Raw genomic sequence first — 19,215 nt, 5'->3', positions numbered from 1 at the left:
CTCGTCTGACGCGCATCAGACGCCGTTAGAACTCGAGTCCGGCTTCGCGGGCAGCGTCGGCCAGCGCGGCAAGCCGCCCACCGTACCGGTTGCCACCGCGGTCGAAGACGACCTTGGAAATTCCCGCAGCCTTGGCCCGCTCGGCGACCAGCGCGCCGACCTTGCTGGCCAGTGCGCTCTTGTCGCCCTCGATGCCACGGATCGACGCGTCCAGGCTGGAGGCCGACACCAGGGTACGTCCCTGGGTGTCGTCGACCACCTGGGCGGTGATGTGCCGCAGCGACCGGGTAACGACCAGGCGCGGCCGCTCGGACGTGCCACTGACGTTCTTGCGAACCCGGAAGTGCCGACGCGCACGCCCGACGGCGCGCTTGGCGGCGACGCCGCGGCGGCGCTTGAGCAGCGTGGCGCTCACTTCTTACCTGCCTTTCCAGCCTTGCGGCGGATGACCTCGCCCTGGTACTTCACACCCTTGCCCTTGTAGGGCTCCGGCGGGCGGATCTTCCGAATGTTGGCGGCAACCTCACCGACCAGCTGCTTGTCGATGCCGGCCACGTGGAACAGCGTCGGCTTCTCCACCGTGAAGGAGATGCCGTCGGGTGCCTCGACCACGACCGGGTGCGAGAACCCGAGCGCGAACTCGAGCGCGCTTCCCTTGGCCGTGACCCGGTAACCGGTGCCGGCGATCTCAAGGGTCTTCTTGTAACCCTCGGTGACCCCGATGATCATGTTGGCGACCAGCGTACGGCTCAGGCCGTGCAGTTCCTTGGCGCGGCGCTCGTCGTTCGGCCGGTTGACGTGCACCTGGCCGTCCTCGCCCCGCTCCGCCGTGATCGGCTCGGCCAGGGTGTGCGAGAGCTCGCCCTTCGGGCCCTTGACCTTGACGGTCGGGCCATCGATCGTGACGTCGACGCCGGCCGGCACCGGGATCGACTTACGTCCAATACGCGACATCTCTACCTGTCTCCGTTACCAGACGAAGGCGAGGACTTCCCCGCCAACGCTCCGCTTGCGGGCCTGCCGGTCGGTGAGCAGTCCCTGGGACGTCGAAATGATCGCCACGCCCAGCCCGCCGAGCACCCGGGGGAGCCCATCCGACTTGGCGTACACCCGGAGACCGGGCTTGGACACCCGCTTGATGCCGGCCAGGCTCCGCTCCCGGTTCTGGCCGTACTTCAGCTCAACCACCAGCCGCTTGCCGACAACGCCCTCTTCGGGCTCCTCGACCGACCAGGTGGCGATGTAACCCTCGGCCTTGAGAACCTCGGCGATGTTCGCCTTGATCTTCGAGTAGGGCATCGTCACCCGGTCGTGGTACGCCTGGTTGGCGTTACGCAGACGCGTGAGCATGTCTGCGATCGGGTCGGTCATAGTCATTGGTTCTCGTCAGCCTTTCTCACCGGGGTTCCCTGGGCGCTCAGCCCTGGGCCTACGGCGTTGCGATCCTCGTCCAGGCCGTCGGCCGGGACGCAGCTGGGCTCTACCAGGTTGCGATCCTCGCCCCGCCCTTGGCCAAGGCGTAGCGTCACCAGGAAGCCTTGGACACGCCGGGCAGCTCACCGCGGTGGGCCATCTCCCGGAGGCACACCCGGCAGAGACCGAACTTGCGGTAGACCGCCTTCGGACGCCCGCACCGCTGGCAGCGGGTGTACGCCTGAACCGAGAACTTCGGCTTCTTGGCCGCCTTGAGAATCAGCGCCTTCTTCGCCATCTGTTACTCACTGCTCCTTGAACGGGAAGCCCAGGAGCTTGAGCAGCGCCCGGCCCTCGTCATCGGTCGTCGCGGTGGTAACCACCGTGATGTCCATGCCCCGCTGCCGATCGATCCGGTCCTGGTCGATCTCGTGGAACACCGACTGCTCGGTCAAACCGAACGTGTAGTTACCGTGCCCGTCGAGCTTGCGCCCGTCGAGGCCGCGGAAGTCGCGGATACGCGGCAACGCGATGGACAGCAGCCGGTCCAGGAACTCCCACATCCGGTCGCCGCGCAGGGTCACCTTCGCGCCGATCGGCATACCTTCACGCAGCTTGAACTGCGCGATGGACTTGGTCGCCCGCCGCACCTGCGGCTTCTGGCCGGTGATCGTGGCGAGGTCACGGACCGCGCCATCGATCAGCTTGGCGTCCCGAGCGGCCTCGCCGACACCCATGTTGACAACGATCTTGACCAGGCCCGGCACCTGCATCGGGTTGCCGTACTGGAACTGCTCCCGCAGCTTGGCCACGATCTCGTTGCGGTACCGCTCCTTGAGACGCGGCATGGTCTTCGTTTCGGTAGCCGTGGTCATCACAGGTCCTTACCGGTGCTGCGCGCGACGCGGACCTTCTGGCCACTGTCGTCGATCCGGTACCCGACGCGGGTCGGGTTGCCGTCGGAGTCCAGGACCTGCACGTTCGAGACGTGGATCGGGGCCTCCTGGGTGACGATGCCACCGGTCTTGGCGCCACGCTGGGTGGTGGTGATACGGGTGTGCTTCTTGACCCGGTTCACGCCCTCGACCAGGACCTTGTCCTGCCGCGGGTAGGCCGCGATGACCTTGCCCTTGGCACCCTTGTCCTTGCCAGCGATGACGATGACCGTGTCGCCCTTCTTGACCTTCACGGTCACAACACCTCCGGCGCGAGCGAGATGATCTTCATGAACCGCTTGTCCCGCAGCTCGCGACCCACCGGGCCGAAGATACGGGTACCCCGCGGGTCCCCGCCGTCCTTGATGATGACGGCGGCGTTCTCGTCGAAGCGAATGTACGAGCCGTCCGGACGCCGCTTCTCCTTGGCGGTGCGGACGACGACCGCCTTGACGACGTCACCCTTCTTCACACCGGCACCCGGGATCGCGTCCTTGACGGTGGCCACGATGACGTCGCCGATACTCGCGTAGCGCCGACCGGAGCCGCCGAGAACCCGGATGCACAGGATCTCCCGAGCACCCGTGTTGTCGGCGACGCGCAGTCGCGACTCCTGCTGAATCACGTCTATCTCCTATGTCTGCCAGTTCTCAGTCGGCCAGGCCAACCGAGCTTGGCGGAACCCTGAGCCTGCTGGTTCGGTCTGCTACGCAGCCCGTACGGCTCTTACTTGGCCTTCTCGAGGATCTCCACGATCCGCCACCGCTTGGTGGCGGACAGCGGACGGGTCTCCATGAGCAGCACCCGGTCGCCGATGCCGCACGCGTTCTGCTCGTCGTGCACCTTCAGCTTGCTGGTACGGCGCATGACCTTGCCGTACAGCGGGTGCTTGACCCGGTCCTCGACCTCGACGACGACGGTCTTGTTCATCTTGTCGCTGACCACGAGGCCCTCGCGCACCTTGCGCTGTGCCCGCGGAGCCGTACCGGTCCCCTCCGGGGTGGTGTTGTCACTCATGCCTTCACCTCAGTTGGCGCGGCCGAGAGCCCCAGCTCACGCTCACGCATGATCGTGTAGATCCGGGCGATCTCCCGACGGATGACCTGCAGCCGACGGTTGTTGTCGAGCTGGCCGGTCGCGGCCTGCACGCGGAGGTTGAACAGCTCCGCCTTGGCCTCCCGCAGCTTCGTGACCAGCTCCTCCTCGGAGAGCTCACGCAGCTCGGCGGCCTTAACGCCCGCTGCCATCAGGATTCACCCACTTCGCGCGTCACAATGCGGCACTTCATCGGGAGCTTGTGGATCGCGCGACGCATCGCCTCTCGCGCGATCTGCTCGTTGGGGAAGGACATCTCGAAGAGCACCCGCCCCGGCTTCACGTTGGCGACCCACCACTCGGGCGAGCCCTTACCGGAACCCATCCGGGTTTCCGCCGGCTTCTTGGTCAGGGCCTGGTCCGGGAAGACCGTGATCCAAACCTTGCCGCCACGCTTGATGTGACGGGTCATCGCGATACGGGCCGACTCGATCTGCCGGTTCGTCACGTACGCCGGCTCGAGCGCTTGGATTCCGAACTCGCCGAAAACCACCCGGTTGCCGCCCTTCGACGCGCCGTGGCGGTCGGGGTGGTGCGGCTTGCGGAAGCCCTTCGGGGGCTTGCGCGGCATCAGCATCTGTCAGCCCTCCTGCGCTGAGCTGTCCGATCCGGCCGAAGCGGCCGGAGTGGCCGGCGCGGCGGTGGCCGGCGCGGCGCTTTCGTTCGTGGCCTCCGCGGCACCGGCCTCAGCCGCCGCCCGTCCGGCCTCAGTGCCACCAGCGGTGGTACCGGAGGAGCCGGAGCGACCACGACGCGGCCGCTCGGGGCGGTCACCGCGCTCGCGGCGCGGACGCGCCGGGCCCGCCTCAGCCGGGGTCTCCCGACCCGGTACGGCGTCGCCCTTGTAGATCCAGACCTTCACGCCGATACGGCCGAAGGTGGTCCGTGCCTCGAAGAAGCCGTACTCGATGTTGGCCCGCAGCGTGTGCAGCGGCACCCGGCCCTCGCGGTAGAACTCGGTACGGCTCATTTCCGCACCACCGAGCCGGCCGGAGACCTGCACCCGGATGCCCCGCACGATCGGGTTCTTCATCGCGGACTGCATGGCCTTACGCATCGCCCGCCGGAAGCTGACCCGGCTGGAGAGCTGCTCGGCCACGCCCTGGGCGACCAGCTGCGCGTCCGACTCCGGGCTCTTCACCTCGAGGATGTTGAGCTGCACCTGCTTACCGGTGAGCTTCTCCAGCTCGCCCCGGATCCGGTCGGCCTCCGCACCCTTCCGGCCGATGACGATGCCCGGCCGGGCGGTGTGGATGTCGACCCGGACCCGGTCCCGGGTCCGCTCGATGTCGACCTTGGAAATGCCCGCACGCTCGAGGCCCTTGGACATCATCCGCCGGATCTTCACGTCCTCGGCGATGTAGTCCTTGTAGAGCTTGTCCGCGTACCAGCGGGACTTCCAGTCGGTCGAGATGCCGAGCCGGAACCCGTGCGGGTGAACCTTCTGCCCCATTACTCGGCACCCTCCGTCTTGCTCTGCGTCTCGGCAGCCGCCGCCTCGGGCGCGGTCTCCTTGACCGGCGCCGCCTTCTTGGCTGGCGCGCTCTTCTTCACCGACGCGGCCGGTGCAACTGCCTCCACCACGATGGTGATGTGACAGGTGCGCTTGCGAATCCGGTACGCCCGGCCCTGTGCCCGAGGACGGAACCGCTTCATGGTCGGGCCCTCGTCGACGAACGCCTCGCTGACGAGCAGCGCGTCAGGGTCCAACCGCTCGTTGTTCTCCGCGTTGGCGATCGCGCTCGCGAGGACCTTGTAGACCTGCTCGCTCGCAGCCTGCGGCGCGAACTGCAGCACCGTGAGCGCCTCCTTCGCGGGCAGACCGCGGACGAGGTTGACCACCCGGCGCGCCTTCGTCGGCGAGATGCGCACGTGTCGCGCAACCGCCCGCGCGCCCGGAAGCACCGGAGCGTCGCCCCTAACTGGCATCGCTGTAACCCCTTGATCCTTAATCCGTGGCTTTACGACCATTGTTCGGCCAAATCCGTCTGACGTACGGTCCGCCCGATGGTGGACCGAACAAGAGTCGGCCTCAGCGCCGGCGGCTCTTCCGGTCGTCCTTCTCGTGACCCTTGAACGTACGGGTCAGCGCGAACTCGCCGAGCTTGTGCCCGACCATCGCCTCGGTGACGAACACCGGGACGTGCTTACGCCCATCGTGCACGGCGATCGTGTGTCCGAGCATCTCGGGGATGATCGTCGAGCGCCGCGACCAGGTCTTGATGACGTTCTTCGAGCCCTTTTCGTTCTGCGTCTCCACCTTCTTGAGCAGGTGGTCGTCGATGAACGGGCCCTTCTTCAAGCTGCGAGGCATGTCTACCTAATCTCCTTAGCCGCGCTTGCGGGTCGCGTAGCGGCGGCGGACGATCAGCCGGTCGCTCGGCTGGCCCTTACGACGGGTACGGCCCTCGGGCTTACCCTGCGGGTTCACCGGGTGGCGACCACCGGAGGTCTTACCCTCACCACCACCGTGCGGGTGGTCGACCGGGTTCATGGCCACACCACGAACGGTCGGGCGCTTGCCCTTCCACCGCATCCGGCCGGCCTTACCCCAGTTGATGTTCGACTGGTCGGCGTTGCCGATCTCGCCGATCGTCGCGCGGCAGCGGACGTCGACACGACGGATCTCACCGGAGGGCATCCGGAGGGTGGCGTACGCGCCCTCCCGACCCAGCAGCTGGATACCGACGCCAGCGGAACGGGCCAGCTTGGCACCGCCGCCCGGCCGCAGCTCCACCGCGTGGATGGTGCTACCCATCGGGATGTTGCGCAGCGGCAGGTTGTTGCCCGGCTTGATGTCCGCGCCCGGCCCCGACTCGACCCGGTCGCCCTGCTTCAGGTCCTTCGGCGCGATGATGTAGCGCTTCTCGCCGTCGGCGTAGTGCAGCAGTGCGATCCGCGCGGTGCGGTTGGGGTCGTACTCGATGTGGGCGACCTTCGCCGGCACGCCGTCCTTGTCGACCCGCTTGAAGTCGATCAGACGGTACTGCCGCTTGTGCCCACCGCCCTGGTGCCGCGTGGTGATCCGGCCGTGGGCGTTACGTCCGCCCTTCTTCGGCAGCGGAGCCAGCAGCGACTTCTCGGGAGTCGACCGGGTGATCTCGGCGAAGTCGGCGACGCTGGAGCCACGCCGGCCCGGCGTCGTCGGCTTGTACTTACGGATAGCCATTGTCTATACCCCTCAGCTGACCGGGCCGCCGAAGGCCTCGATACGGTCACCGTCAGCCAGCTTCACCATCGCCCGCTTGGTGGCCTTGCGCTGGCCGAACCCGGTACGGGTGCGCTTGCGCTTGCCCTCGCGGTTGAGCGTGTTCACCGTCAGGACGCGGACGTCGAAGATCTGCTGGATCGCGATCTTGATCTCGGTCTTGTTGGCGTCCGGGTGCACCAGGAAGGTGTACCAGTTCCGGTTCAGCTCGCTGTAGCTCTTCTCCGAGACGACCGGCGCCACGATGATGTCGCGCGGGTCGGCAATCGTCGTCACTTGCCACCCTCCTCAGTGGTCTCGGCCCGCACCCCGAGGAACTCGTCCAGCGCGTCCTTGGTGAAGACCACGTCGTCCGCTACCAGCACGTCGTACGTGTTGAGCTGACCGGCCTCGATCAGGTGTACCCGCGACGTGTCGGCGTTGCGCAGGTTGCGCAGCGACAACCAGTTGATCTCGTCGGTGCTGCTCAGTACGACCAGCACCCGCTTGGCCTCGGTCACCTTGGTCAGCGTGGCCAGGGCCGCCTTGGTCGACGGCTTGTCGCCGGCGACGAAGCTCTCGACCACGTGCACCTGCCCGGCGCGGGCCCGGTCCGAGAGGGCGCCACGCAGCGCGGCGGCCTTCATCTTCTTCGGGGTCCGCTGGCTGTAGTCACGCGGTACCGGGCCGTGGACGACGCCACCGCCGGCGAACTGCGGAGCGCGGATCGAACCCTGCCGGGCGCGACCGGTGCCCTTCTGCTTGTACGGCTTCTTGCCGCCACCGGCGACCTCGCCGCGGGTCTTGGCCTTGTGCGTGCCCTGGCGCGCGGCGGCGAGCTGAGCCACGACGACCTGGTGCATCAGCGCCAGGTTGGCCTGGACGTCGAAGACCGCGTCCGGCAGCTCGACCGAGCCGCTCTTGGCACCCTCGACGTTGTGCACGTCAACCGTGCTCACTTCGCCGCCCCCTTCTTCACCTGGGTCTTCGCCGCGGTGCGGACCAGGACCAGCGCGCCCTTGGGGCCGGGGATGGCACCCCGGACCAGGAGCAGGTTGTTCTCAGTGTCGATCGCCTGGATCGTCAGGTTCTGGACGGTGTAGCGGACGCCACCCATCCGACCGGCCATCCGGACGCCCTTGAAGACGCGACCCGGGGTCGCGCACGCGCCGATCGAGCCGGGCGAGCGGTGCTTACGCTCGACACCGTGGCTGGCGCGCAGACCGTGGAAGCCGTGCCGCTTCATGACACCGGCGTAGCCCTTGCCCTTGGTCTTACCGGTCACGTCGATCGTCCCGCCCGCGGCGAACGTGTCGACGGTGACCTCCTGACCGAGCTCGTACTCGGCCGCGTCGGTGGTGCGCAGCTCGACCAGGTGCCGCCGCGGCGCCACACCGGACTTCGCGAAGTGGCCGGATTCCGGCTTGTTGACCTTCCGTGGGTCGATCGCGCCGTACGCCAACTGGACCGCGGAGTAACCGTCCTTGTCAGCGGTACGAACCTGAGTCACGACGCACGGGCCGGCCTGCACCACGGTCACCGGAACAACGCGGTTGTTGTCCCAGACCTGGGTCATGCCGAGCTTTGCGCCCAGGATGCCCTTAACTTGCCTGTCCATTAGTCCGGTCCCTACAGCTTGATCTCGATGTCGACGCCAGCCGGAAGGTCGAGGCGCATGAGCGAGTCGACCGTCTTGGGGGTCGGGTCGATGATGTCGATCAGCCGCTTGTGCGTGCGCATCTCGAAGTGCTCGCGCGAGTCCTTGTACTTGTGCGGCGAACGGATCACGCAGAAACGGTTGATCTCGGTGGGCAGCGGTACGGGGCCTGCGACCTGCGCCCCGGTACGCGTCACCGTCTCGACGATCTTCCGCGCCGAGGAATCGACGACCTCGTGGTCATAGGCCTTGAGCCGGATGCGGATCTTCTGTCCCGCCATGATGGCTTCTGTTCCTTCTCTCTCCGCCCCGCCCGCAATGGAGCCCGCTCACGGCGAGCGGGATACTGCCAGACCGGGCCCGGCGCTGCCGATTCGTGTTGTGTCCGACCCCCGCGGTCGGGCGTGTCGCGCCCTTGGATCAGACTCCGCCCTGAACGATCAGAGCGGTCCGACCTCGCGGTTGGATCGGGGGCACCAGGTCGTGTCTCCAGACCTGACGCGCCCCGCAAGGGTGGCTGACTGCTGGGCAGCCAGCCACCCTGCTGGTACGCAACCTGACCAGTATGCCGTACTACCGTACGGCAGCGCTAATCGGGGTTACCTTGGTCACTTAATGATCTTGGTGACGCGACCAGCGCCGACCGTACGACCACCCTCACGGATCGCGAACTTGAGGTTGTCCTCCATCGCGATCGGCTGGATGAGCTTCACGGTCATCGTGGTGTTGTCGCCCGGCATGACCATCTCGGTGCCCTCAGGCAGCGTGACGACGCCGGTAACGTCCGTGGTCCGGAAGTAGAACTGCGGACGGTAGTTCTGGAAGAACGGGGTGTGCCGGCCACCCTCCTCCTTGGAGAGGATGTAGACGGTCGCCTCGAACTCGGTGTGCGGGGTCGAGGTGCCCGGCTTGATGACCACCATGCCGCGCTCGACGTCCTCGCGCTTGATGCCACGCAGCAGCAGACCGACGTTCTCACCCGCGCGGGCCTCGTCGAGCAGCTTGCGGAACATCTCGATACCGGTGCAGGTCGTCTTCATCGACTTCTCCCGGATGCCGACGATCTCCACCTCCTCGTTCGGCTTGAGAACGCCACGCTCGGCACGACCGGTGACGACCGTACCACGACCGGTGATCGTGAAGACGTCCTCGATCGGCATCAGGAACGGCTTCTCGATCTCGCGCTCCGGCTGCGGAATCGCGGTGTCGACCGCGCTCATCAGGTCCATGAGCTTCTCGGTCCACTCGGGGTCGCCCTCGAGCGCCTTCAGCGCGGAGACCCGCACGACCGGCAGGTCGTCGCCCGGGAACTCCTGCGAGGACAGCAGCTCACGGACCTCGAGCTCGACGAGCTCCAGGAGCTCCTCGTCGTCGACCATGTCGCTCTTGTTGAGCGCCACGACGATGTAGGGCACACCAACCTGGCGGGCCAGCAGCACGTGCTCGCGGGTCTGCGGCATCGGGCCGTCGGTGGCCGCCACCACCAGGATCGCGCCGTCCATCTGCGCGGCACCGGTGATCATGTTCTTGATGTAGTCAGCGTGACCCGGGCAGTCGACGTGCGCGTAGTGCCGCTGGTCGGTCTGGTACTCGACGTGAGCGATCGAGATCGTGATGCCGCGGGCCTTCTCCTCCGGCGCCTTGTCGATCTCGTCGAACGGCGTGTACGGGTTCAGGTCCGGGTACTTGTCATGCAGGACCTTGGTGATGGCCGCCGTCAGCGTCGTCTTACCGTGGTCGATGTGACCAATGGTGCCGATGTTGACGTGCGGCTTAGTCCGCTCGAACTTCGCCTTCGCCACTGGTGTCCTCCTGTGGACTTCTTGGTTCGTACGCCCGGCACGCCGTTCGGCGTTTGGGACTCTGTCGACAGCCTTTCCGGCCCAACGATCAGGCCGGGAAGAACTTGTGTCTTGCGGTGGTGAAACCTTCAGGCCCGGTCTCACGCAGCCCGGCCCGGAAGGCCGCGGACGACGTTACTCGCCCGTCGCCTTCGCGATGATCTCCTTCGCCACGTTCTGCGGAACCTCGGCGTAGGAGTCGAACTGCATACTGTAGCTAGCCCGGCCCTGGGTCTTCGACCGCAGGTCGCCGACGTAGCCGAACATCTCCGACAGCGGCACCAGAGCGCGAACGATGCGAGCACCGTGACGCTCCTCCATGGCCTGGATGATGCCGCGCCGGGAGTTGAGGTCGCCGATCACGTCGCCCATGTTCTCCTCGGGCGTGGTGACCTCGACCGCCATCATCGGCTCGAGCAGTGCCGGGTCAGCCTTGCGGGCCGCCTCCTTCAGCACCATCGAACCGGCGATCTTGAACGCCATTTCCGACGAGTCGACCTCGTGGTACTGACCGTCGAGCAGCGTCAGCTTCACACCGACCAGCGGGAAGCCCGCCAGGATGCCGTACTGCATCGCGTCCTGGGCACCGGCGTCGACCGAGGGGATGAACTCCTTCGGGATCCGACCACCGGTGACGGCGTTGGCGAACTCGTAGGTCGCCGACTCGTTGGTCAGCGGCAGCGGCTCGAGGCTGACGATGACGCGGGCGTACTGACCCGAACCACCGGTCTGCTTCTTGTGGGTGTACTCGACCTTCTCCACCTTGCGGCGGACAGTCTCGCGGTACGCCACCTGCGGCTTACCGATGTTGGCCTCGACGTTGAACTCACGCCGCATCCGGTCCACCAGGATGTCCAGGTGCAGCTCGCCCATGCCGGAGATGACGGTCTGGCCGGTCTCCTCGTCGTTCTTGACGCGGAAGGTCGGGTCCTCTTCCGCCAGACGCTGGATCGCGGTGCCCAGCTTCTCCTGGTCGGCCTTGGTCTTCGGCTCGATCGCGACCTCGATGACCGGCTCGGGGAAGGTCATCGACTCCAGGATGACCGGGTTCGCCGGGTCGCAGAGGGTGTCACCGGTGGTGGTCTGCTTGAGACCCTGCACGGCGATGATGTCGCCAGCCTGCGCGGTCGTACGCTCCTCGCGCTTGTTGGCGTGCATCTGGTAGATCTTGCCGATCCGCTCCTTGCGGTCCTTGGTGGAGTTGATCACCTGGGAACCGGACTCGAGCTTGCCGGAGTAGACCCGGACGTAGGTCAGCTTGCCGAGGTGCTTGTCCGTCTGGATCTTGAAGGCCAGACCGGCGAACGGCTCGCTGACCGACGGCTTGCGCAGCATCGGGGTCTCACCGTCGGTGGCGGTTCCCTCGATCGCGGGGATGTCGAGCGGCGACGGCAGGTAGGCGACGACCGCGTCGAGCATGGGCTGGATGCCCTTGTTCTTGAACGCGGTACCGGTGAGCACCGGGTTGGCCTTGCCAGCGATCGTGGCGCGCCGGATGGCGGCCTTGATCTCGTCGGCGGAGAGCTCCTCGCCCTCGAGGTACTTCTCCATGATCGAGTCGTCGACGTCGGCCAGGGTCTCCAGCAGCTTGTCACGCCACTCGGCGGCCAGGTCGGTGAGGTCGGCCGGGATCTCCTCGACCGAGTAGTCCTCACCCTTCTGGGTCTCGCCGCGCCAGGTCAGTGCCCGCATCTCGATCAGGTCGACGACGCCGATGAAGTCCGACTCCGCGCCGATCGGCACCTGCAGCACCAGCGGCGTCGCGTTGAGCCGGTCGATCATCATCTGGACGCAGCGGAAGAAGTCCGCGCCGGTCCGGTCGAGCTTGTTTACGAAGCACATCCGGGGCACGTTGTACTTGTCCGCCTGCCGCCAGACGTTCTCCGTCTGCGGCTCCACACCGGCGACACCGTCGTACACCGCGACCGCACCGTCGAGCACCCGCAGCGACCGCTCGACCTCGACCGTGAAGTCGACGTGGCCGGGCGTGTCGATGATCTGGATCGTGTGGCCCTTCCACTCGCACTTCGTGGCGGCGGAGGTGATGGTGATGCCGCGTTCCTGTTCCTGTTCCATCCAGTCCATGACGGCGCCGCCCTCGTGGACCTCACCGATCTTGTAGGTGATGCCGGTGTAGAACAGGATCCGCTCAGTGGTGGTGGTCTTGCCGGCATCGATGTGCGCCATGATGCCGATGTTGCGTACCTTGGCGAGCGCGTCTGCGGCGGCCACTTCAATCCCTACTCTTCATCGTCGTCTCGGGCCTACGGCGCTTCTCCGTCCCGTTGCCCGGGGATGCCGGGCAACGAGCCGAAGAAGGACGCCGGTATTACCAGCGGTAGTGCGCGAAGGCCTTGTTGGACTCGGCCATCTTGTGGGTGTCCTCGCGCCGCTTGACAGCGGCACCGAGACCGTTGCTCGCGTCGAGCAGCTCGTTCATCAGACGCTCGACCATGGTCTTCTCGCGGCGGGCCTTGGCGTAGGTGACCAGCCAGCGCAGTCCGAGCGTGGTCGCCCGGGCCGGACGGACCTCGACCGGCACCTGGTAGGTCGCGCCACCGACCCGGCGGCTGCGGACCTCGAGAGTCGGCTTGACGTTGTCCATCGCGCGCTTGAGCGTGACGACCGGGTCGGTGCCCGACTTCTCCCGGCACCCCTCGAGGGCGCTGTAGACGATGCGCTCGGCCAGCTGACGCTTGCCACGGAGCAGGATCTTGTTCACCAGCTGGGTGACCAGCGGCGAGTTGTATACCGGGTCAGCGACCAGCGGCCGACGCGGAGCAGGGCCCTTACGCGGCATGTCAGCTCTTCTCCTTCTTCGCGCCGTAGCGGCTACGCGCCTGCTTACGGTTGCGGACGCCCTGGGTGTCCAGCGAGCCGCGCACGATCTTGTAGCGGACACCTGGGAGGTCCTTCACCCGGCCGCCACGGACGAGCACGATCGAGTGCTCCTGGAGGTTGTGGCCGACACCCGGGATGTAGGCGGTCACCTCGATCTGGCTGCTGAGCTTGACACGAGCGACCTTGCGCAGCGCCGAGTTCGGCTTCTTGGGGGTGGTGGTGTAGACGCGCGTGCAGACGCCCCGCCGCTGAGGACTTCCCTTCAGCGCTGGTGTCTTCGTCTTACTCGTCTTCGCCTGGCGGCCCTTTCGGACCAGTTGCTGAATGGTGGGCACCGGGTTTCTCCGCTCCCTCCGACCGCCTCTCAGCGGCCGCGCTGTGTCGTCGTAGTCGCCCTGGCAGGCGACTCTCCTACATTCCGACCAGAAGCCCCAAACGGGATTCCGGCACCCGCGGTCGGGCGTGTCGCCCGGCCCCAGGGTGCCGATACGTCACTCACGCGCGTATCGGACTTGTCAGCCCCTCGGGCGTTGCGGCCCTGCGGTTCTGGTGTGACTTGATCGTGGCGCTGCTCGATGGCCGGAGGCCGACTCGGGCGCACGCACGATTTGCCCAGGCAGGCCTGAGCACAAGGGGAAAGAGTACCCACCGTGAGCGCGCAGGTCAAAACGGGGTCCTCGAAAGCTGCCGCACAGCCTCCTCAGCCGGATCGTTCCGTCATACCGCCCGCGAAGAGCGACTCCAACAGAGGATTCTACCGGCTTCCCGAACAGCGGGACCGGCACCCCGGGCCTCCGTATCAGGACAGCGGTTCCGGCTACCCGGAGGAGCAGCGCCGGGTCCGGTCCGCCTAGAAGAAGCAGCGCCGGGTCCGGTCCGCCTAGAAGAAGCAGCGCCGGGTTCGGGCGGCCGGGAAGAAGCAGCGCCCGGGTTCAGGCCGCCTGGAGGAGCAGCGCCAGTAGAAGCGAGAGGACGGTCACGCCCAACCCGGTGGCACCGCAACTCAATCCGGCGATGGCCAGCCCCCGGCCGGTGAACCGGATCGCCGGCGGTGGCAGGATCCGGCGGATCTGTCGCATTCCCAGGATGCCCAACACGATCGCGGCGCCACCGGCAAGACCGCCGAGGATCGCGAAGGCTCCTGCGGCCCACCCGCCCCAACCGCCACTGGCGCCCGCCAGACCGAAGCACGCGACCAGGAGTGCGACCAGCACCGACGCGATCCCGGCGACGAGTGCGCCGATCGCCAGGCCGGAGTTGACCGGTGGTACGTCGAGATGAACGACACCGAAGGGTGTACCCGGTACCGTCTCGATCCGGCGTGGGGCACGCCACGCCTCCCGGGGCGGCGGTGGCACCCAACCACCCCCTGCCTGGCCGGTAGCCGCGTTCGGGCTGCCCCCAACCGGGCCGGACAAGCTGCCCGCGCCTGGACCGCCCACCGTCGGACCGATGTTCGGGCTGCCCGGAACCGGGCCAGGTGGCGGGTACGCCGGCTGCGGGCCCACCCCGGACGGGTACGCCGGTCCCGGAGCGGCCAGGTCCGGAGGTGCTCCGGTCGACGACGGCTGGTCGGGGTTGACGGACGGGGCGGACGGCACCCGGCCGTCCCGCTCGCCGTCGACGTTGGCATCGCCGGTCCCGGTTGTCGGCTCGGCCACGGCCGGCGGGGTCGACAGCGACGGTGATCCGATCGGGGTGGCCCGGTCCCGGTCACCCCCGGTCGGCAGGTCGTACGACGGGACATGGAAGTGGGGTTCGTGGCCGGTGGACGCCTCCGGTGATCGCCACCCCACGTCGTTCGTCGACGATGGCTGCCCCTCTTCCGTCACTAACGTCCCCTCCCACCGCACGACCGATGAAGCTCAGGAAGTCAGGCTACCGCCGGGCCTAGTCGCCGGTCGGTGTGAAGTCCGGCCCACCGGGGTTTTCCGCCAGATTGACCACGCCGATGATGCTCGCGACCACGACCGTGGTCGCGGCCAGCAGGAGCGCGGTCCAGGCCAGTCGCTCGCCACGCCGGATCCAGGCCGCGCCGGTGAGGTACCCGCCGGAGGCGTACGCGTCCCGCCGAGCCTGCCGGGCCAGCAGCAACGCGACCGCTGCCGGCACCGCGCCACCGAGGAACACACCGGTCAACGCGGCCAGCAGTCCCAGTGCGAACACCGTACGGGACTTGGACGAACGAACCGGATCCGGATCGAGCGGATGGCGCAGAGGTTGTCCGGGAACGCTCACCCGCATCATCTCCACCCCGTCAGCCTACAAAGACGCCAGGCGCCCCACGCGTCGTCGGTACGACGTGCGGAGCGCCTGGCACCGTTTCGCCTAGCGGTACGACCCGAAGTCGAAGTCGTCCAGCGGCACTGCCTGGCCACTGGCCGGCCCGAACCCGTAGTCGGTCTCCGGGTATCCGGTCATCGAGTAGACCTTGGCCTTCGCCTCCTCGGTCGGCTCCACCCGGACGTTGCGGTACTTGCTGATGCCCGTACCGGCCGGGATGAGCTTACCGATGATGACGTTCTCCTTCAGGCCGATCAGCGAGTCGCTGCGGGCGTGGATCGCCGCGTCCGTCAGCACCCGGGTGGTCTCCTGGAAGGAGGCCGCCGACAGCCACGAGTCCGTGGCCAGCGACGCCTTGGTGATACCCATCAGCTGCGGACGACCCGCTGCGGGCTCGCCGCCCTCGGAGACGAGTCGGCGGTTCTCCGACTCGAAGAGCGCCCGGTCGACCAGCACACCCGGCAGGAACTCGGTCGAGCCGGAGTCGATGACCGTGACCCGCTTGAGCATCTGCCGAATGATGATCTCGATGTGCTTGTCGTGGATGAGCACACCCTGCGACCGGTAGACCTCCTGGACCTCCTGGGTCAGGTGGACCTGGACCGCCCGCGGGCCGAGGATCCGCAGCAGCTCGTGCGGGTCGATCGTGCCCTCGGTGAGCTTCTCGCCGACCTCGACGTGATCACCGTCGTGGGCCCGCAGCCGGACCCGCTTGGAGATCTTGTCGTAGACGATCTCGTCACTGCCGTCGTCCGGCACCACGATGATCTTCCGCGACCGCTCGCCGTCCTCGATCCGGACGCGTCCGGGGGTGTCGGCGATCGGCGCCTTGCCCTTGGGTACCCGGGCCTCGAAGATTTCCGTGACACGCGGCAGACCCTGCGTGATGTCCTCACCGGCGACACCACCGGTGTGGAAGGTACGCATCGTCAGCTGGGTACCGGGCTCACCGATCGACTGGGCGGCGATGATGCCGACCGCTTCGCCGACGTCCACGGTCTTGCCGGTCGGCAGCGAACGCCCGTAGCAGGCCCCGCAGACGCCCAGCTTCGACTCGCAGGTGAGCACGCTGCGGACCCGGACCGTCTCGACCCCGGCCGCAACGAGCTTGTCGACCAGCACCGAGTTGAGGTCCGCGCCCCGCTCGACCACCAGGTTGCCGTCGGCACCCTTGACGTCGTCGGCCAGGGTACGGGCGTGCACGCCGGTCTCGGCGTGCTCGTGCACCACCAGCTTGCCGTCGATGTACTCGCCGACCTGCATCGGGATGGCACGGTCGGTGCCGCAGTCCTCTTCCCGGATGATCACGTCCTGCGAGACGTCCACCAGACGACGGGTCAGGTAACCCGAGTCGGCGGTACGCAGCGCGGTGTCGGCCAGACCCTTACGGGCACCGTGCGTGGAGATGAAGTACTCCAGTACGGACAGACCCTCCCGGTAGCTGGCCTTGATCGGCCGCGGGATGATCTCACCCTTGGGGTTGGCCACCAGACCACGGATGGCCGCGATCTGCCGGAGCTGGAGCAGGTTGCCTCGGGCACCCGAGTTGATCATCTTCCACAGCGGGTTCTCCTGCGGAAGCGCCGTCTCCATCTCCTTGGCGATCTCGTTGGTCGCCTTGGTCCAGATCTCGATGAGCTCGCCGCGACGTTCCTCGGCGGTCATCAGACCCCGCTGGTACTGCTTGTCGATCCGGTCGGCTTCCTTCTCGTACCGGTCCAGGATCTCCCGCTTGCGCGGCGGCGCGATGACGTCCTCCATGCCGATCGTCACGCCGGACCAGGTGGCCCAGTGGAAACCGGCCTCCTTGAGCCCGTCGAGCGTCGCGGCCAGCGCCACCTTCGGGAACCGCTCGGCGAGGTCGTTGACGATCGCCGAGAGCTGACCCTTACGGATCTCGTAGTTCACGAACCGGTAGCCCTGCGGCAGGGTCTCGTTGAACAGCACCCGGCCGAGCGTGGTCTCCACGATCAGCGGGTCACCCTGGGTCCAGCCCTCGGGCGCGGTCCACGGCTGTCCACCGACGCCGTTGTCCACCCCGACCAGGCCCCGGAGCCGGATCTTCACCGGTGCCTGCAGGTGCAGTTCACCGCTGTCGAAGGCCATCCGGGCCTCGGCGTCCGAGCTGAACTCCCGGCCCTCGCCCGCGCCACCCGGCGTGAGGTGGGTCAGGTGGTAGAGGCCGATGACCATGTCCTGGGTGGGCATGGTGACCGGCTTGCCGTCGGCCGGCTTGAGGATGTTGTTCGACGACAGCATCAGGATCCGTGCCTCGGCCTGGGCCTCGGCGGACAGCGGTACGTGCACCGCCATCTGGTCACCGTCGAAGTCCGCGTTGAACGCGGTGCAGACCAGCGGGTGGATCTGGATCGCCTTGCCCTCGACCAGCTGCGGTTCGAAGGCCTGGATACCCAGCCGGTGCAGGGTCGGTGCCCGGTTCAGCAGCACCGGGTGCTCGCCGATGACCTCTTCCAGCACGTCCCAGACGACCGGCCGCTGCCGCTCGACCATCCGCTTGGCGGACTTGATGTTCTGCGCGTGGTTGAGGTCGACCAGCCGCTTCATCACGAACGGCTTGAACAGCTCCAGCGCCATCTGCTTGGGCAGACCGCACTGGTGCAGCTTCAGCTGCGGACCGACCACGATGACCGAACGGCCGGAGTAGTCGACACGCTTACCCAGCAGGTTCTGCCGGAACCGGCCCTGCTTGCCCTTGAGCATGTCGGAGAGCGACTTCAGCGGCCGGTTACCGGGACCGGTGACCGGACGTCCGCGACGGCCGTTGTCGAACAGCGCGTCGACGGCCTCCTGGAGCATCCGCTTCTCGTTGTTGACGATGATCTCGGGCGCGCCCAGGTCGATCAGGCGCTTGAGCCGGTTGTTGCGGTTGATGACCCGGCGGTAGAGGTCGTTCAGGTCGGAGGTCGCGAAGCGGCCACCGTCGAGCTGCACCATCGGGCGCAGGTCCGGCGGGATGACCGGTACGCAGTCCAGCACCATGCCCAGCGGCGAGTTGCGGGTGTTCAGGAACGCCGCGACGACCTTCAGCCGCTTCAGCGCCCGGATCTTCCGCTGCCCCTTACCGGACCGGATGATCTCGCGGAGGTTCTCGGCCTCGGCGTCCAGGTCCATGTTCTGGACCAGCGCCTTGATCGCCTCGGCACCCATGCCGCCGGTGAAGTACTCACCGAACCGGTCCCGCAGCTCACGGTAGAGCAGCTCGTCGGTGACCAGCTGCTTCGGCTCCAGCTTGCGGAAGGTGTCGAGGACCTCGTCCAGCCGGTCGATCTCGCGCTGCGCCCGGTCGCGGATCTGGCGCATCTCGCGCTCGCCGCCCTCTTTGACCTTGCGACGCACGTCGGCCTTGGCGCCCTCGGCCTCCAGCTCGGCCAGGTCGGCCTCGAGCTTGGCGGCCCGCTTCTCGATCTCCGAGTCGCGGCTGTTCTCGGACTGGCGCTTCTCGGCCAGGATCTCGTTCTCCAGCGTGGACAGGTCGCGGTGACGCGCCTCGGCGTCGACGCTGGTGACCACGTAGGAGGCGAAGTAGATGATCTTCTCGAGGTCCTTCGGCGCCAGGTCGAGCAGGTAGCCCAGCCGGCTCGGCACACCCTTGAAGTACCAGATGTGGGTGACGGACGCGGCCAGCTCGATGTGGCCCATCCGCTCACGACGCACCTTGGAACGGGTCACCTCGACGCCACAGCGCTCACAGATGATGCCCTTGAAGCGGACGCGCTTGTACTTACCGCAGTAGCACTCCCAGTCGCGCTGCGGACCGAAGATCTTCTCGCAGAAGAGCCCGTCCTTTTCCGGCTTCAGAGTGCGGTAGTTGATCGTCTCGGGCTTCTTGACCTCACCGTGCGACCACTGCCGGATATCGTCCGCGGTGGCCAGCCCGATGCGGAGCTCGTCGAAGAAATTGACGTCGAGCACTTGGTCCTATCCCTCTTCGTTGCTCGGTTG

25 protein-coding genes are annotated in these 19,215 nt (G+C 67.1%); all 25 read right to left on the bottom strand.

The window, feature by feature from the left end; all coding sequences use genetic code 11:
• Window positions 1-25: 25 nt before the first annotated feature.
• Window positions 26-415, bottom strand: a complete 390-nt coding sequence (gene rplR, locus ACFQ4H_RS23245; RefSeq protein WP_377573901.1) for a 50S ribosomal protein L18 — start codon at window positions 413-415, stop codon at window positions 26-28.
• Window positions 412-954: a 50S ribosomal protein L6 gene (rplF, locus tag ACFQ4H_RS23240; RefSeq protein ID WP_377573898.1), complete on the bottom strand. Its 543-nt coding sequence runs from the start codon at window positions 952-954 to the stop codon at window positions 412-414. The genes rplR and rplF overlap by 4 nt, the downstream gene beginning before the upstream one ends.
• 15 nt (window positions 955-969) lie before the next feature.
• Entirely contained in the window at window positions 970-1,377 is a 408-nt protein-coding gene (rpsH, locus tag ACFQ4H_RS23235) for a 30S ribosomal protein S8 (RefSeq protein ID WP_377573895.1), read from the bottom strand.
• A gap of 148 nt (window positions 1,378-1,525) precedes the next feature.
• Window positions 1,526-1,711, bottom strand: coding sequence for a type Z 30S ribosomal protein S14 (locus ACFQ4H_RS23230; RefSeq protein WP_184534359.1), 186 nt, complete (start codon window positions 1,709-1,711; stop codon window positions 1,526-1,528).
• Between the two features lie 7 nt (window positions 1,712-1,718).
• Complete coding sequence (gene rplE / locus ACFQ4H_RS23225; protein ID WP_377573892.1) at window positions 1,719-2,288, bottom strand: 50S ribosomal protein L5; 570 nt, start codon at window positions 2,286-2,288, stop codon at window positions 1,719-1,721.
• Window positions 2,288-2,608, bottom strand: a complete 321-nt coding sequence (gene rplX / locus ACFQ4H_RS23220; RefSeq protein ID WP_377573889.1) for a 50S ribosomal protein L24 — start codon at window positions 2,606-2,608, stop codon at window positions 2,288-2,290. Before rplX ends, rplE begins: the two co-directional genes overlap by 1 nt.
• Complete coding sequence (gene rplN, locus ACFQ4H_RS23215; protein WP_007073026.1) at window positions 2,605-2,973, bottom strand: 50S ribosomal protein L14; 369 nt, start codon at window positions 2,971-2,973, stop codon at window positions 2,605-2,607. Before rplN ends, rplX begins: the two co-directional genes overlap by 4 nt.
• Window positions 2,974-3,074: 101 nt before the next feature.
• Window positions 3,075-3,365, bottom strand: coding sequence for a 30S ribosomal protein S17 (gene rpsQ / locus ACFQ4H_RS23210; protein ID WP_377573886.1), 291 nt, complete (start codon window positions 3,363-3,365; stop codon window positions 3,075-3,077).
• Complete coding sequence (gene rpmC, locus ACFQ4H_RS23205; protein ID WP_184534363.1) at window positions 3,362-3,595, bottom strand: 50S ribosomal protein L29; 234 nt, start codon at window positions 3,593-3,595, stop codon at window positions 3,362-3,364. Before rpmC ends, rpsQ begins: the two co-directional genes overlap by 4 nt.
• Window positions 3,595-4,020, bottom strand: a complete 426-nt coding sequence (gene rplP / locus ACFQ4H_RS23200) for a 50S ribosomal protein L16 (protein WP_088647000.1) — start codon at window positions 4,018-4,020, stop codon at window positions 3,595-3,597. The genes rpmC and rplP overlap by 1 nt, the downstream gene beginning before the upstream one ends.
• Before the next feature lie 3 nt (window positions 4,021-4,023).
• On the bottom strand, window positions 4,024-4,896 hold the full coding sequence (gene rpsC / locus ACFQ4H_RS23195) for a 30S ribosomal protein S3 (RefSeq protein WP_377573881.1): 873 nt from the start codon (window positions 4,894-4,896) through the stop codon (window positions 4,024-4,026).
• Entirely contained in the window at window positions 4,896-5,372 is a 477-nt protein-coding gene (rplV, locus tag ACFQ4H_RS23190) for a 50S ribosomal protein L22 (protein ID WP_377573878.1), read from the bottom strand. Before rplV ends, rpsC begins: the two co-directional genes overlap by 1 nt.
• Window positions 5,373-5,475: 103 nt before the next feature.
• Entirely contained in the window at window positions 5,476-5,757 is a 282-nt protein-coding gene (gene rpsS / locus ACFQ4H_RS23185; protein ID WP_013735950.1) for a 30S ribosomal protein S19, read from the bottom strand.
• A gap of 15 nt (window positions 5,758-5,772) precedes the next feature.
• Window positions 5,773-6,612 carry a 50S ribosomal protein L2 gene (gene rplB, locus ACFQ4H_RS23180; RefSeq protein ID WP_377573875.1) on the bottom strand — a complete coding sequence of 280 codons (840 nt, stop codon included), beginning with the start codon at window positions 6,610-6,612 and terminating at the stop codon, window positions 5,773-5,775.
• A gap of 12 nt (window positions 6,613-6,624) precedes the next feature.
• Window positions 6,625-6,927 (bottom strand): 50S ribosomal protein L23, encoded by a 303-nt coding sequence (rplW, locus tag ACFQ4H_RS23175; protein ID WP_377573872.1) that lies wholly within the window; start codon window positions 6,925-6,927, stop codon window positions 6,625-6,627.
• The gene (gene rplD / locus ACFQ4H_RS23170; protein WP_377573869.1) at window positions 6,924-7,589 is read right to left on the bottom strand and encodes a 50S ribosomal protein L4; all 666 of its coding nucleotides are present in this window, start codon (window positions 7,587-7,589) and stop codon (window positions 6,924-6,926) included. Before rplD ends, rplW begins: the two co-directional genes overlap by 4 nt.
• Window positions 7,586-8,248, bottom strand: a complete 663-nt coding sequence (gene rplC, locus ACFQ4H_RS23165) for a 50S ribosomal protein L3 (protein WP_377573866.1) — start codon at window positions 8,246-8,248, stop codon at window positions 7,586-7,588. The genes rplD and rplC overlap by 4 nt, the downstream gene beginning before the upstream one ends.
• Window positions 8,249-8,259: 11 nt before the next feature.
• The gene (gene rpsJ, locus ACFQ4H_RS23160; RefSeq protein ID WP_007073037.1) at window positions 8,260-8,568 is read right to left on the bottom strand and encodes a 30S ribosomal protein S10; all 309 of its coding nucleotides are present in this window, start codon (window positions 8,566-8,568) and stop codon (window positions 8,260-8,262) included.
• A gap of 327 nt (window positions 8,569-8,895) precedes the next feature.
• Window positions 8,896-10,089: an elongation factor Tu gene (gene tuf / locus ACFQ4H_RS23155; RefSeq protein ID WP_377573864.1), complete on the bottom strand. Its 1,194-nt coding sequence runs from the start codon at window positions 10,087-10,089 to the stop codon at window positions 8,896-8,898.
• 174 nt (window positions 10,090-10,263) lie between these two features.
• On the bottom strand, window positions 10,264-12,360 hold the full coding sequence (gene fusA, locus ACFQ4H_RS23150) for an elongation factor G (protein WP_377573861.1): 2,097 nt from the start codon (window positions 12,358-12,360) through the stop codon (window positions 10,264-10,266).
• A gap of 97 nt (window positions 12,361-12,457) precedes the next feature.
• A complete protein-coding gene (gene rpsG / locus ACFQ4H_RS23145) occupies window positions 12,458-12,928 on the bottom strand; it encodes a 30S ribosomal protein S7 (protein WP_377573858.1) in 471 nt (156 codons plus the stop codon).
• A gap of 1 nt (window position 12,929) precedes the next feature.
• Window positions 12,930-13,304, bottom strand: a complete 375-nt coding sequence (gene rpsL, locus ACFQ4H_RS23140) for a 30S ribosomal protein S12 (RefSeq protein ID WP_014440718.1) — start codon at window positions 13,302-13,304, stop codon at window positions 12,930-12,932.
• 597 nt (window positions 13,305-13,901) lie between these two features.
• Entirely contained in the window at window positions 13,902-14,285 is a 384-nt protein-coding gene (locus ACFQ4H_RS23135; RefSeq protein ID WP_377573975.1) for a hypothetical protein, read from the bottom strand.
• Between the two features lie 574 nt (window positions 14,286-14,859).
• Window positions 14,860-15,216: a hypothetical protein gene (locus tag ACFQ4H_RS23130; protein ID WP_377573972.1), complete on the bottom strand. Its 357-nt coding sequence runs from the start codon at window positions 15,214-15,216 to the stop codon at window positions 14,860-14,862.
• Window positions 15,217-15,297: 81 nt separating this feature from the next.
• Window positions 15,298-19,185 (bottom strand): DNA-directed RNA polymerase subunit beta', encoded by a 3,888-nt coding sequence (locus ACFQ4H_RS23125; RefSeq protein WP_377573855.1) that lies wholly within the window; start codon window positions 19,183-19,185, stop codon window positions 15,298-15,300.
• Window positions 19,186-19,215 lie beyond the last annotated feature (30 nt).

It is taken from the genome of Micromonospora sonneratiae (assembly GCF_042679305.1).
Classification (GTDB): Bacteria; Actinomycetota; Actinomycetes; order Mycobacteriales; family Micromonosporaceae; genus Micromonospora_H; species Micromonospora_H sonneratiae.
The sequence above is the reverse complement of the archived record's forward strand: the minus strand, read 5'-3'. Positions and strand labels throughout refer to the sequence as shown.